Annotated in this window: 8 protein-coding genes; 6 read left to right on the forward strand and 2 right to left on the reverse strand. The window is 45.4% G+C overall.

From position 1 onward, the window contains the following. Window positions 1-220: 220 nt before the first annotated feature. The 6 genes from HED67_RS02185 (at window position 221) to HED67_RS02210 (ending at window position 9,505) form a co-directional block, all read left to right on the forward strand. Window positions 221-1,606: a uracil-xanthine permease family protein gene (locus HED67_RS02185; RefSeq protein ID WP_221717385.1), complete on the forward strand. Its 1,386-nt coding sequence runs from the start codon at window positions 221-223 to the stop codon at window positions 1,604-1,606. Between the two features lie 206 nt (window positions 1,607-1,812). Further along, window positions 1,813-3,144: a putative aminohydrolase SsnA gene (ssnA, locus tag HED67_RS02190; protein WP_221717582.1), complete on the forward strand. Its 1,332-nt coding sequence runs from the start codon at window positions 1,813-1,815 to the stop codon at window positions 3,142-3,144. A 123-nt stretch (window positions 3,145-3,267) separates the two neighbouring features. After that, the gene (gene ygfK, locus HED67_RS02195; protein WP_221717386.1) at window positions 3,268-6,249 is read left to right on the forward strand and encodes a putative selenate reductase subunit YgfK; all 2,982 of its coding nucleotides are present in this window, start codon (window positions 3,268-3,270) and stop codon (window positions 6,247-6,249) included. Between the two features lie 439 nt (window positions 6,250-6,688). Further along, window positions 6,689-7,396 (forward strand): carbonic anhydrase, encoded by a 708-nt coding sequence (locus HED67_RS02200; protein ID WP_246612081.1) that lies wholly within the window; start codon window positions 6,689-6,691, stop codon window positions 7,394-7,396. 15 nt (window positions 7,397-7,411) lie between these two features. Continuing rightward, the gene (gene cls / locus HED67_RS02205) at window positions 7,412-8,953 is read left to right on the forward strand and encodes a cardiolipin synthase (protein WP_221717387.1); all 1,542 of its coding nucleotides are present in this window, start codon (window positions 7,412-7,414) and stop codon (window positions 8,951-8,953) included. 66 nt (window positions 8,954-9,019) lie between these two features. Further along, the gene (locus tag HED67_RS02210; protein ID WP_246612082.1) at window positions 9,020-9,505 is read left to right on the forward strand and encodes an HD domain-containing protein; all 486 of its coding nucleotides are present in this window, start codon (window positions 9,020-9,022) and stop codon (window positions 9,503-9,505) included. Window positions 9,506-9,533: 28 nt separating this feature from the next. Here HED67_RS02210 and HED67_RS02215 read toward each other — a convergent pair whose 3' ends face one another. Both HED67_RS02215 and HED67_RS02220 read right to left on the reverse strand, forming a co-directional pair. Beyond that, a complete protein-coding gene (locus HED67_RS02215) occupies window positions 9,534-10,829 on the reverse strand; it encodes an ATP-binding protein (RefSeq protein WP_178440310.1) in 1,296 nt (431 codons plus the stop codon). Between the two features lie 271 nt (window positions 10,830-11,100). Then, entirely contained in the window at window positions 11,101-15,492 is a 4,392-nt protein-coding gene (locus HED67_RS02220) for an acyl-CoA dehydratase activase (protein WP_221717388.1), read from the reverse strand. Window positions 15,493-15,498 lie beyond the last annotated feature (6 nt).

Consider the following 15,498-nt stretch of genomic DNA (forward strand, 5'->3'; position numbering starts at 1 on the left):
TTGGTGAACTTGAATAAATGCGCATCCATGAGGGAGGGAAATATTTTTGTTATTGTGTAGCAAATGAGTGGAAGTCTCCCTGTTTGTTAATCAAATGTCAAAACAACCCGACATAGTCTGGCAGCTGTTCGCGGGTTATGCATGATATCCTTATCATATGCACACGATAAAAAGGAAAATACATAAAAGTATAAACTTTTAGGGAGGTAGGTGTTACAAGATGAATAGTAAAGAAGATCTTGGACGTAAGAAAGGCAGAAGGCTTTCAGCTGATGACTTATTTAACATGGAGGGTAAGCCATCATTTTTACAGGCATTTCCATTGTCATTGCAGCATGTAGCTGCTATGATAGTAGGATGTGTTACACCGGCGATCATTGTAGCCAATGCGGCAGGTCTTTCCGATTCTGATTCAGTTATTCTGATCCAGGCAGCGTTGTTTGTTTCTGCATTGACCACATTGCTTCAGCTTTATCCGCTGTTCCATGGCAGAGCGTATGCAATCGGTTCGGGTTTACCAATGATTATGGGTATCAGTTTTGCGTATGTTCCGACGATGCAGGCTATAGCGACTCAGTATGATGTGGCGACCATACTGGGGGCACAGATAGTCGGCGGTATTGTTGCTTTATTGGTTGGTCTGTTTATTAAACAGATCAGGAAGTTCTTCCCACCGCTGATCACAGGTACGGTTGTATTTGCCATTGGTCTTTCATTGTATCCGACAGCCATCAACTATATGGCCGGTGGTACATCCAATGAGCATTACGGTGCATGGCAGAACTGGCTGGTAGCAATTATTGTATTATGTATCGTTACATACCTGAACCATTACGGCAAAGGTATTTTCAAGCTTGCTTCTATATTAATAGGTATTATCATTGGTTACGTTATCTCCATTTTCTTCGGAATGGTGGATTTCTCATCTGTAACCGGTGCATCACTGATTAGTATTCCTCAGCCGCTGCATTTTGGCATTAAGTTTGAGCCGTCTTCATGTGTTGCCATCGGTATGCTGTTTGCGATTAATGCGATTCAGGCAATCGGTGACTTCTCAGCTACCACAACAGGCGGTCTGGACAGAATGCCGACGGATGAAGAGTTAAAGGGCGGTATTGTGGCTTATGGTATCAGCAATGTTGTGGGTGCGATTTTTGGCGGTCTGCCGACAGCAACCTACAGTCAAAATGTAGGTATTGTAGCATCTACGAAGGTTGTAGCAAGAAAGGTATTCCGTATTGCGGCAGTGATTCTGCTTGTTGCAGGTCTGGTGCCTGTATTCTCAGCAGTTTTGACAACGATTCCTTATTGTGTATTGGGCGGTGCAACAATTTCTGTATTCGCATCCATCACAATGACAGGTATCAAGCTGATCACAACTCAGCCATTGGATTTCCGCAATACAACAATTGTCGGTCTGGCAATTGCCCTTGGTATGGGTGTGACACAGGCGAATGCAGCATTAGCAACATTCCCAGCTTGGGTAACAACTATTTTTGGTAAATCACCGGTTGTATTGGCGATGATTACAGCTGTTGTGCTGAATCTGCTTCTTCCAAAGCCGAAGGGCAGTGCAGTTGAACCTGTGGAAGAAAAAGCCGAGTAAGATTGATATAAGGTAAATAAACATTTTGTAACTGTTCAGAGCCAGGCAAAATTTCAAAAACAGGTATAAAATGCTTGCATTTTTAAAACTGTTTTTGAAATTTTATTTGGCGGATACGCCACACCGACGAAATGCGTAGCATTTTGGAGGTTGGCTCTGAACAGTTACAACATTTAATTTAAGTTTTAAAGAAGGAGGCAGGAATGATGCTGGTTATTGGTAATGGTAAGTTATTTACAAGAAATGATGAGATGCCCTTTGTTGAAAATGGTGCTGTTGCGATTGAGGGGACAAAGATCGCTGCTGTGGGGGAAACAGAGGCTATAAAGAAACAGTATGGGGATGCAGAATTCATTGATGCAAAGGGCGGCGTGATCATGCCGGCATTTATCAATACGCATGAGCACATTTACAGTGCGATGGCCAGAGGATTAAGTATTAAGGGGTATAATCCGAAGGGATTTCTGGATATTCTGGATGGTCAGTGGTGGACGATCGACCGCCATCTGACACTGGAACAGACGAAATACAGTGCGGTTGAAACATTGATTTCCTGTATTCGCAATGGTGTGACGACGGTTTTTGACCACCATGCAAGTTTTGGACAGATTGGCGGCAGCTTATTTACAATCGCTGATGTGGCTAAGGAATTAGGTGTGCGTGCCTGCCTCTGTTATGAGATTTCTGATCGTGATGGCATGGATAAAGCCAGAGAATCTGTCATGGAGAATGCGGAATTTATCCGTTATGCACTGAAAGATGACTCAGATATGATCGCCGGTATGATGGGTATGCATGCACAGTTTACAATTTCCGATGCAACCATGGAACTGGCAGCTGCGAACAAACCGGATGAAGTCGGCTATCATATCCATGTGGCAGAAGGCATTGAAGATCTGCATGACTGTCTGAAGAAATATGGCAAACGTATCGTGGACAGACTGATGGATTTCAACATTCTCGGTGAGAAGACGCTGCTGGGTCATTGTATTTACATTAACCCTCATGAAATGGATTTGATCAAAGATACCAACACAATGGTGGTACATAATCCGGAATCCAACATGGGCAATGCCTGCGGATGCCCGCCAACCATGGAGCTGGTTCACAGAGGTATCCTGACAGGTCTTGGTACAGACGGTTATACACATGATATGCTCGAATCTTATAAGGTGGCCAATGTACTGCACAAACATCATCTTTGCGACGCCAATGCGGCATGGGGAGAAGTTCCGAAGATGTTGTTTGAGAACAATGCAGCCATTGCCAATCGCTACTTTAAGACACCACTTGGTGTTCTGAAAGAGGGCGCAGCCGGTGATGTCATCGTTGTGGATTACAACCCGCCAACACAGCTGGATGCATCCAATATCAACGGCCATATTCTGTTTGGCATGACAGGCAGAGACGTTGTGACAACGGTTGCCAATGGCCGTGTATTGATGAAAGACCGTGAGATTAAAGTGATTGACGTTGAAGAAGCAATGGCAAAATGCAGAGAGGAATCTGCAAAGCTGTGGCACAGCATCAACGGTTAATCAGATTGGGGACAGGAGCGGCATCTGTTCCGGCAGATGCCGCGGATTTAAAAGAAATAGAGACTTAAAAGGAAGATAGAATTAAAAAAATAGAGATTGAAAGAGAATACAGGAGGATTTCTCATGAGTGATAGAATGACAGGTATGTCTTTTGACCAGTTAATGAATTGGGTAACTGAAGAATTAGAGAATCATGGTACGCTTTTTGGGCTTCATCGTGCTTATAAAGCGCCTGAAGAAGCGCTGACAATTTTTGGCAGAGACCTTGAGACTCCGATTGGTCCTGCAGCCGGCCCTAACAGCCAGTTAGCTCAGAATATTGCGGCTTCTTATTATGCCGGCAGCCGTTTCTTCGAACTGAAAACCGTTCAGATCATGGATGGTGATGAACTGGCAGCATGTGTCAACAAGCCATGTATCAAAGCGGATGACGAAGCTTACAACTGTGAGTGGTCTACCGAGCTTTATGTTCCTCAGGCACAGGATGAATACATTAAGGCATGGTTCCTGCTTTCCTTTATGGCAAAGGAATACGGCCTTGGCAGTATGGATGGTTTCCAGTTTAATATCAGTGTCGGTTATGATCTGGAGGGTATCAAGTCTGAGAAAGTCAACACATTCATTGAAAGTATGAAGAATGCAGCTGATACAGAAACCTTCAAAGTCTGTAAGCAGTATCTGCTGGATCATGTAAGCGAGTTCAAACATGTGACAGCAGAAGATATTGAAGCTATCAGACCGGATATCTGTAATTCCGTTACACTTTCCACACTGCATGGCTGTCCTCCGCAGGAAATCGAACGTATTGCAACCTATCTTTTGACAGAAAAGAAACTCAATACATTTATCAAATGTAACCCAACACTTCTTGGCTATGAATTTGCCAGAGAAACACTGGACAAGATGGGTTATGATTATATTGCATTCGGCCGTTTCCATTTTGAAGATGATCTTCAGTATGTGGATGCCGTTCCGATGCTGCAGCGCCTGATCAAATTATCCGGCGAAATGGGTCTGGAATTTGGTGTGAAGATTACAAATACATTCCCTGTAGATGTTAAGGCAGGTGAACTTCCAAGCGAAGAAATGTACATGTCAGGTAAATCCCTGTATCCTCTGTCCATTTCACTGGCAGCAAAACTGTCACGTGAATTTGATGGCAAACTGCGTATCTCCTATTCAGGCGGTGCAGATGCTTTCAATATTGACAGAATCGTCGGATGTGGTATCTGGCCTGTAACAGTTGCCACAACGATTCTGAAGCCGGGCGGCTACCAGAGATTACAGCAGATGGCAGATTCTCTTGAGGCAATGGGCGTCGGCGAATTCAAGGGTATCGATGTGGCGGCACTGAATAAATTGGCAGAAGATGCCATTACAGATGCGCATCATGTGAAACCGGCCAAATTGCCTGCATCAAGAAAGTCTAATGAGACAGTTCCGCTGCTTGATTGCTATACAGCACCTTGTCAGGATGGATGCCCGATCCATCAGGAAATCCCGACTTATGTTGCATTAGCCGGTGAGGGCAAATATGAAGAAGCACTGAAAGTGATTCTGAACAGAAATGCACTGCCATTTATGACTGGTACCATCTGTTCACATCCTTGTCAGGGTTATTGTACACGTAATTTCTATGAGAAATCCGTACAGATCAGAAATACAAAACTGGAATGTGCTGAGCAGGCTATGGATGCTATTATAGACAGCGTATCTGTAACTGGTGATTACAGCGGCAGTGTTGCTGTCGTGGGCGGTGGTCCTGCAGGTATGGCAGCAGCTTACTATCTGGCAAGACTTGGCGCAAAGGTAACAATTTATGAAAAACGTGAACGCCTGGGTGGTGTTGTCAGCGCTATCATTCCTAACTTCCGAATTGATGACAGTGTCATTGCAAAGGATGCTGCTTTACTTGAAAAATTAGGCGTGAAAGTTTTATATAACACAGAAGCACCTGCTGTAGATGTTTTGAAGAAAGAATATGACAGCGTAATTCTTGCTGTTGGTGCTTACAAACGCGGTGAACTCAAGCTTGAGGGCGGTGAAGCACAGAATGCACTGGCATTCCTTGAAGATTACAATCGCACAAATGGCAAGATGGCCATCGGCAAGAATGTGGTTGTCATCGGCGGCGGCAATACAGCCATGGATACAGCTCGTGCAGCAAAACGCTGTGATGGTGTTGAGCATGTGTATCTTGTTTATAGAAGAACAAAACGCTACATGCCTGCTGATGAACATGAATTAGTGCTGGCTGTAGAAGATGGTGTAGAGTTCAGAGAACTGCTGGCACCTGAGAAACTGGAAAATGGTCAGTTGATCTGCCGTGTCATGAAGCTTGGTGAACTGGATGCATCCGGTCGTGCAGGCATTGTTGAGACGGATGAAACAGTGGCTGTACCTGCAGACCGCGTGATCGCAGCTGTTGGTGAAAAAGTGCCGACAGATTTCTATGAAGCGAATGGTCTTCAGGTAGATGACAGAGGCCGCGTGAAAGTCAGCCCGACTCTGGAATCCAGTGTAGAAAATGTATATGTCATCGGTGATGGTCTGTATGGCCCATCCATCGTTGTCAAAGCAATGGCTCAGGCCATCACAGCAGCAGAAGCTATCTGCGGCCGTGAAATCTCAGGCAGCTGCGACATCGCAGCAGATCCGGCTTCCATCTATGCGAAGAAGGGTATTCTGGCTGAACCGGGTGATAAACCGGAATCTGAACGCTGTCTTGGCTGTTCAACCGTATGCGAAAACTGTGTAGATGTATGCCCGAACAGAGCCAACATCTCAATCAAGGTACCTGGTATGGCCAAAGCACAGGTCATCCACGTAGACTACATGTGCAACGAATGCGGCAACTGCAAGAGCTTCTGTCCATACGCAAGTGCACCATACCTTGACAAATTCACTTTATTTGCCAAAGAAGCCGATATGGCTGACAGCAAGAACGATGGATTTGCCGTTATCGACAAAGAAGCAGTTACAGCGAAGATTCGTTTCTTCGGAAAAGAAACAACCTGGACAAAAGGACAGGAAAGCAGCGTGCCATTCGGCCTGCTGAAAGTCATCGAAGCTGTTTGTGCAGAGTATAGTTATTTACTTCCATAAAACCATATAGGCGGAGACTTCAAGTACCCTGAATCCACTCTGCCTGTGACTTACCTCTGAAAACACGCTCATCGCGAAACGTTTTCAGAGGTAAGTCACAGGCAGAGCGGAATAGAGAAGGGAAAAGAGTCTCCGCCATTTTTATGTGTAGAAATAACTATAATCTGCACGGCAGGCGCAGGAGGGATGGAGAGTCGGAAATAAAGGCAGGGGTTTTAATGTCAGGACATTCTGGCAACAATATGGTAAAAATGTCGTTTTTGCAGGCACTTTTGGGTTGAGCTGAATCTCTAATAATGCTAAGATATACTATAAAAGTTGGATACTAATGTTTGGTTTATAATTAATTTATGAAGAATAAAACTTAGAATTGCTTTTTCTCATTATTGGTATTGGTCAGAGAGAAAAGTGCAGATGAAAAGCTTTATTCGGTGCATTCATGGAAAGCCTGAATCGCCCGGCAGGAGAAAATATCCGTCATGGGACGCGGCATACAGCTATTGTCAGCATGCCGTGCCCATTGCGAGAACTAAATCTGCCGGGCAGAGCAGGCGACAGACAGGAGGTTTTAGCGATGATCCATCATATGATTATGACAGCCGATGAGGCAATTGAGAAGTTAAAGTCAGGGAATACCCGTTATTTACTTACAAATAATAACAGCGGCAATGTTTCTGCGGCACTGCGTAAGTTTACTTATGAACACGGGCAGCATCCTCATGCGATTATTGTGACTTGTTCAGATTCCAGAGTGATTCCGGAGACGATTTTTTCGGCGGGTCTGGGTGAAATCTTTGTAATCCGTGTGGCGGGCAATGTCATTGATGATCATCAGCTTGGAAGTATTGAATATGCAGCCGGACATCTGGGAAGCCCGGTGGTTGTTGTGCTGGGACATACTCATTGCGGTGCGGTGGATGCGGCCATCAACAGTGACCCGGAGGGCTATATCAAGTTTATTACGGATGAGATTAAGCTGGCCATTGGCGATGAAACTGATGATTATAAGGCTTGCTGCCTGAATGTGAAGCGCAGTGTGGAATTGATTGAACACAGTCTGGATATCCAGCAGATTGAGGAGCAGGAAGGTCTGAGAGTTGTTGGCGCTATGTATCACATTGAGGACGGCAGTGTGGAGTTTTTATAAGAAAGAAGAGATAAATTGAGAGAAGAACAAAAGGGTGCTGTAAAAAACAGTATTGGCCGTATTTTTATTACGGCGCTGTTGGTTTTGATACAGGTTGTCTGGATTATTGAATTATTTGTCAGACTCAATAAGTATTCCACCGGAATTTCTCTGGTATCCGGTGCCATTGCATTAATTGTGGTTATTAAAATATACGGCCGGGATATGAATTCTGCCATGAAGATGCCATGGATGATTCTGATTATGGCATTTCCGGTGGCTGGTGTCGGTATTTACCTGTTATGCGGACATTCCGGAGTGAATATCGGTATCCGCAAACATTTTCAGGGACTGAAGTCAGAACTGACGCTTTTATTGCCGGAAAAAGAAGATGTTTTGCAGAAATTGTCGGCTGAGGACCGGCAGACAGGGAACATGGCCCGTTACATCAGCCATTCGGCGGGGTATCCGGTGTATGGCAATACGGATTTGGAATTTTATCCGGAAGCAGTTGATGGCTTTGAAGCTCAGAAGGAAGCACTGAAGCAGGCGAAGAAATTTATCTTTATGGAGTATCATGCCATCGAGGATGCACAGTCCTTTGCGGGCATGAAAAGTATTCTCTTTGAGAAGGCGAAGGAAGGTGTGGAAGTTCGTCTGATTTATGATGATGTTGGCAGTATGGGCTTTATCAATACGGATTTTGTGAAGCAGATGGAAAGCCACGGCATACAGTGCAGGATTTTCAATAAAATCGTACCTTTTGTCAATATATTTATGAATAACAGGGATCACAGAAAGATTACGGTCATTGATGGACAGGTTGGTTTTACAGGCGGCTACAATCTGGCAGATGAATATTTTAATATTACCCATCCATATGGCCTTTGGAAAGATAGCGGTGTACGTATGGAAGGGGATGCCGTTCAGAGTCTGACGGTGATGTTTCTTGAAATGTGGAATGCCATTAAGAAGACGGACACGGACTATGCACCGTATTTTCCGGAGATTACATATACAGCGAAGCAGACAGGCTATGTACAGCCTTATGCAGACAACCCGCTGGATGATGAGCATACCGGGGAAAATGTGTATATGAATATTTTGAACAGTGCACAGGAATATGCGTATTTCATTACACCGTATCTGCTGATCAGTGATGAAATGAACAAGGCTTTTACATTGGCAGCCAGAAGAGGCGTGGATGTGCGGATTATCACACCGGGCATTCCGGACAAGAAGTTTGTCTATAAGGCAACACGTTCTTATTACAACAGATTGGTAAAAAAGGGTGTGCGGATTTTTGAGTATACGCCGGGATTTTGCCATGCCAAGCAGTGTGTATCGGATGATAAAGCAGCGGTGGTTGGCACCATCAATCTGGATTACAGAAGTTTATATCATCATTTTGAAAATGCGGCAGCTTTTTATCATAAGGATGCAGTTGCGGGCGTGAAGGCGGACTTCGACCATCTTTTTGAAGAATGTCATGAAGTGACGGAGCAGTATCGAAGCCATCGGTCAACAGCACTGAGAGTTGGGCAGTGTATTCTGCGATTATTTGCGCCGCTGCTGTAAGATGTGAAGAAATCGAGCACCAGAAATCAAAGATATGTGAGGCGGTAAATGCAGAGGATGATAACGATGTCTGAATTTGATAAAAACAGCGAGAATATAGATGAAGACGATGATTTAGAGTATTTAATCAATTTATATGGCCGGGATATTCTGTCATCCCCGGGTATGCAGTCTGAGAAAACATTCAGACAGCACGGCAGGATGTCGGTATACGAACATTCCCTGGCGGTGGCTCGGATGTGTCTGAGAATTGTAAAACATTTTCCGGGAGAAGTAAATATGCGGTCACTGGTGCGAGGTGCACTTCTGCATGATTATTTCTTATACGACTGGCATATACCGGATGAAAGCCATAAATGGCATGGTGTCACCCATGCAGGAGATGCCTTGAAGAAGGCCATGCGGGATTTTGAACTGAACGAGATTGAGCAGGACATGATTCGAAAGCATATGTTTCCACTGAATCCAGTCCCGCCGAAATATCGGGAGAGCTGGATTCTGTGTGTTGCGGATAAGATATGCGCCTCAAAAGAGACGATTAAGAGACGTTAGTTTTAAGATAGCAATGTTTATTTGAAATTTATATGCAGAAAACTGCGTAAAGCGGAACAATTTTTTTGTTATCTTCAAATCCAAAGTTTTTGGTTGAAAGTTTGATGGCATAGGCTGGTTTGTAAGTATCCATATATAATTTTAAGCTTTTGGCACGTGTATTGTCAGCCGCTTTTACTTCGATAGGGATGATATGCGTGTCTCGTTGAATAATAAAATCAATTTCAGCCCCGCGATTGGATTCCCAATAGTAAGTTTTATAACCATTGATTGTAAGGTGTGTATTGACATAATTTTCTGTCATACCGCCTTTGAAATCATTGATTTCGTCCACCATATAGAGAATGTCTGTTGCAGCCAAATCCTTTTTGGCACAGAGCAGACCAAGGTCAGAGACATATATTTTAAAGGAATCAATATCCCTGTAGTTTTCCAATGGCTTTTTGATTTGTTCAACTTTATATATTTGCGATACGATACCGGATAAGGTCAGCCATTCAATGGCATTTTCAAATTCGGATGCACGTCCTCCTTTTTTAATTAATTTATATTGGAAGCGTGTATTTTTTTTGGAAAGCTGAACGGTTATGTTGTCGTATGTTAATCGGGTTTTCTTGATTTCATTTAAAGTATTATACTTACTCATGTCATTCAGATAACTGGCCAAAATGGTATCCTGTGTATGACGAATAAGAATATAATCCTTGGTTTCAACAAATTGAAGGACGCACTCAGGCATACCGCCTACAACGAGATATTGGCGATAGAGCATCAGTGCGGCTTCGTGAAGGGCAGATGGCAAAGGGGTATTAGCGTCGAAACATTGGCGGATTTGTTGGACTAAGGTTTCTTCACCCATAGCCAGCATAAATTCTTCAATGTCCATGGGATAAAGTGTTTTCATATCAACTTTACCTACAGGAAATGAAAATCTGGCACGATTAACTGCCACGCCAAGAAGACTTCCGGCAACAATGATATGATAATCCGGGGCATCCTCACAAAAATACTTGAGTGAAGTTAATGCCCGTTCGCATAACTGAACTTCATCAAATACAATCAGTGTTTTTTCACGAACAATGGTTTGACCGGCGATATGTGATAAGATAGGAATCAGGTAATCAGGGCTGATATTTTCATCAAATGTTTCATTGAGTTTGGGATTGGTTTCGAAGTTAAAATAAGCGACATTGTCATAATGGGTGCGGCCAAATTCCAGAATGGAGTAGGTTTTGCCGACCTGTCGTGCGCCTTGGAGAATTAGTGGCTTGCGATGGGGACTGTTTTGCCAATCCTCAAGAAAACGGATAACTTTTCTATACATACAATGAAAACCTCCTTCTGTAATTTGTAAAAATAAAATTTAGTACACGTTTGCGGGCCTTGGTATGGAAGGCTGTTTTATGCGGAAAAGACTCTTTAACATAAAAATAGCATATATTCGTGTAAAAATCAACGAATATATGCTATAAATTAACACTAAATTACATGAATAAAATTCAAAAACTTACATTATTCGACACACATTGCAAAAAATAAGTTTACATGAAGTATTGCTTTTCATGGTGAGATACTAGTACATCGTTTTCGAAATATTAATTCTTATCCTTGATATTCCCGCTTTTGGCGTTCATAATCAGCATCTGAAGTCGGTTTTCGATGTTGGCGAAGCTGACATCCGGGTCGTAGTCCAGAGGCAGGATCTGTGCATCCGGGTACATTTCTTTCAGCCGCTTGCTGATGCCTCGGCCGACTACGTGGTTTGGCAGGCAGCCAAATGGCTGAAGGATGACAAAGGAACGGCAGCCGTCCTTGGCATGATGCAGGATTTCACCCGGGATCAGGACACCTTCACCGGCATCAAATGTGTGGTGGATGATCGGGTCGCTGGCCTTGACAAGGTCAGGCATTCGGCAGGCGGGTGTATAGAGAGGATGCTTTTTGGCAATGGCATCTGTCATATTGTGGGCCATGTCGAAAACCTTATCTACAGTTGAAAACCAAATCTTCTTGTCTAACGGTTTCTTTAATTTATATTCTTTAATCTGCGCATCCAGATAGAAATAGGACTTCTGGATGACGTCTGTCATGTGGGCTTCAATGATCTCGAAGCCGTTATGTTCCAGATAATCTTCAATATCGTGGTTGGCACCCGGATGAAAGTTCAGCAGGTATTCACCGACAATGAGAACCCGCGGACGGCGGTTGGTGCGGTCGTATTCTACCCGGTTCATCAGGTCGATGGCCTTCATGAAGCCTTTTTTCAGACCGCTGATGCCGTGAAGCTCAAGGCCTTCCACAACGGCATCCATACCTTCTTCAAAGGCTCGGTTGGCACTTCCGGCCACCTTTTCATAAGGTCGGATTTTGCGCAGCAGTTCTTCCAGTACGTCAATCACAGGCAGAGCAAAAGCCAGACGGATGGCGGAACCCAGGCTCATTCGGAAGCCGGGATGCATATTGTGGTAGTCTACATCATCGTTGGTGAGAATCGGCACATCACGGAATCCGGCATCATCAAGAGCTTTGCGAAGAAGGGCACTGTAATGGGTCAGACGACAGTCGCCGATATATTTGCCCATACCGATGGCTACTTCTTTGCCGTCGTATTTGCCGCTCTTTAATGCAGCCAGTGCTTCACCGATTACGATCTGGCAAGGGAAACAGATATCGTTGTGAACATACTGCTTTCCAAGGAGGATGGCTTCTTCACGGCCGATTTCCAGCGGTTCTGCCTGAATATGCTGTCCCCGCATGGCGGCTGACATGATCCGACAGAAAGCATGGGAGGTATTCGGAACCAGGACAATCTTTTTGCGGCGGTCTTCCTTTGTAAATTTCACCGGATAAGGGTCTTCCAGCGGATGGATATCCAGTTTCGGATGAACGGCATGATTCATGCTGACAGTTTCCGTAAAGGAGCGGACACGGATACGCAGCGGCCCCTGAATATCACTTTCATCCAGTTTCAGAACCAGCGGTGTCTTGCCGGAAATCTCCTTCATCAGGCGGATGATTTCATCAGAAAGATAAGCATCATGGCCGCAGCCGAAGCTGACAATCTGCACATATTCCAAATGTGGATTTCTGGCAGCCAGAATAGCAGTGGACAGCATGCGGGCATGATAATTATTGACAATATCCAGCCGGCTCATGCTCAGATCCACATGGTCGGCTTCCTCCAGAGAATCTGCCGTCAGCACCGGAATGCCGAGACTTGTAAACATTTCCGGAAGGTCATGGTTCACAAGGGCATCGTTCTGATATGGCCTTGAGGCCAGAACAACGGCATAGCTGCCATTGGCAGTGACTTCGTCAAGAACAGCTTTTCCTGCCCGATGCATTTCATCGTGGAACTGTTTTTCAGCGTCATCGGCGGCTGCGATGGCTTGCCTGGTTTCTGCCGGGGAAATGCCGAAAGTCTTCTCCATATAGCCGGTGAGCTGACAGTTTCTGTCCTCACTCCTGTACCAGTGGAAAAGCGGTGCGTCAAAGGGTATATGCCAACGCTTCTCCGGGTTATCGGAGTTGCGGATGACAATCGGATAGCCTTTGACAATGGCACACATAGATTCGCTGGTGCTCTCTGTATTTTCAGAGGTTACTGTTGTGATGGATGGCATGAAAATACGATCCACACCTTTTTTCGCCAGATTGCGGAGGTGTCCGTGCACCAGTTTAGCAGGGAAGCAGACGGTATCGGAAGTGACCGCAGACAGTCCGTCTTCGTAAATTTTGCGTGTGCTCAGATCGGACAATTGAATCTTAAATCCCAGAGCACGCCAGAAGGTGGTCCAGAATGGCATGGTTTCCCAATAGGAAAGCACCCGGGGCAGACCGATGGTGATGTCACGTTCTTTAGCAGCTTTCGGATAAGGGTAGTCTTTAAACAGCAGTTCCTGTCGAAGTTTGAAAAGATTTGGTGTCTGTTCACGGGATTTCTTGGCATCTGCAAGCTGCTGTCGGACAGAAGCATCCTTCGGATCACCGAGGATTTCGCCGCGTTCGCACCGGTTGTTGGTTACCCAGGAATTGCCGTTGGAAAAACGGACAATGGTTCGTTTACAATGGTTGGCACAGAAGGGACAAGGGGCGTTGGCTTCCTGTGTATAGGAAAAATCAGCCACACCGTCAATGCCGATAAATGTTTTGGCCGGGTGGTTCTGCTCGAAACGCTCTTTGGTAATAAGGGCAGCGCCGATGGCACCCATGATGCCGGGATAAGGGGCACGGATGACTTCACGGCCGGTGTACTGCTCAAGGGCACGAAGTACGGCATCATTTCTGAATGTACCGCCCTGGACAACAATCTTGTTCCCCAGACTGTCCAAATTGGAGATTCGGATAACCTTTGTAAAAACATTTTCAATGATGGAACGGCACAGGCCGGCCATAATATCTGCGGATTGTTTGCCGTTTCGCTGCTCCGTGACAATGCTGCTGTTCATGAAAACCGTACAGCGGCTGCCAAGGGAAGCGGGGTGGTCGGATGAAAAAGCAGCATCAGCGATTTCTTCCACCGGAATATGTAAAGATGAAGCAAAGTTTTCAAGGAAGGAGCCGCAGCCTGAGGAGCAGGCTTCGTTGACAACAATATTGGTGATAATGCCGTTGTCGATCCAGATGGCTTTCATATCCTGGCCGCCGATATCAAGGATAAATGTGGCATCTTTGATATACTTGTCCGCAGCCCGGGCGTGGGCAACGGTTTCCACCACATGGCATTCTGTGCTGAAAGCCTTTGAGAAAAGCAGCTCTCCGTAGCCTGTGGTACCTGCGGCAATGATATCCAGTTTGGCACCAGCCTTTTCGTAGCGGTCATGGATGGTCAGTAGGGCTGTCCTGGCAACTGTCAGCGGGTCCCCTTCATTTGGTGCATAAAATGAATCAAGAATATTCTCATTCTCATCCATCAGTACAAATTTCGTGGTGGTACTGCCGGAATCAATGCCAAGATAAGCATGGACAGTTTCACCTTTCTTTGGTACATAAGGTGTAAATTCCGGAAGCTGATGGCGTTTATTGAATGCACGGTGTTCCTCTTCGGATTCGAAAAAACGTGGACCGTCGGCAGAGGCCTGCAAATGGGCACGAAGCTTCGGATTGTCCAACAGTTCAAGGTAGTGCTTTGGCGCATACCATGAAGAATTGCCTGCAAACATACCGTCTAGAGAAAGGGCTGCACCATAGGCAATCATAATCTCAGGATGGGACGGGCGCAGCGTTTCTTCCGGTGTCAGGCCAAGCCTTTCAGCAAAAACATTGACCAGTGTCGGATTGAAGGTCAAAGGACCGCCTTCAAAAACAACAGGCTTCTGGATGTCCAGACCTTGAGCAAGACCGCCGATGGTCTGCTTGGCAATGGCGTGGAAGGAGGACAGCGCCAGGTCCTGACGGGAAATACCCTGATTCAGCAGTGGCTGGATATCTGTCTTGGCATAAACACCACAGCGGCCGGAAATATCATAAATGCAGCTGCCCTGGGAAGCCAGTTCGTTGAATTCTTCCACAGGCACCTTTAATATAGAAGCAATCTCATCAATGAAAGCACCTGTACCGCCGGCACAGCTGCCGTTCATACGCATATCAGCTACATTCAGTGTCTGGGTGGCCGGATCACGGCGGAAGAAGATCATCTTCGCATCCTGACCGCCCAGTTCGATGGCAGTACCTACATCGGCATATTCCTTCTGCAAGGCGATGGAGTTGGCCACAACCTCCTGAATATAGCAGCAGCCAAGGGCTTCGGCCAGATGCTTGGCACCGGAGCCTGTCAGGGCCAGACGGATACGGGCATTTGGAAAGTTGCTCTCCAAAAAGGTCAGGGCATTCTGAAGGCTCTGAGCCTGTGCGGCATTGTGACGTTTATAATTGGATAATAAAATTTCATGCTTTTCAGGATCAATGGCCACAATTTTGGTGGTTGTGGAACCGACATCAATACCCACGAAAAGCTGTGTATCTTTGGTATTGTTTGAATTTGTCATGGTGTG

Origin of the sequence: Pseudocoprococcus catus (assembly GCF_019734885.1) — a bacterium.
GTDB lineage: Bacteria > Bacillota > Clostridia > Lachnospirales > Lachnospiraceae > Coprococcus_A > Coprococcus_A catus.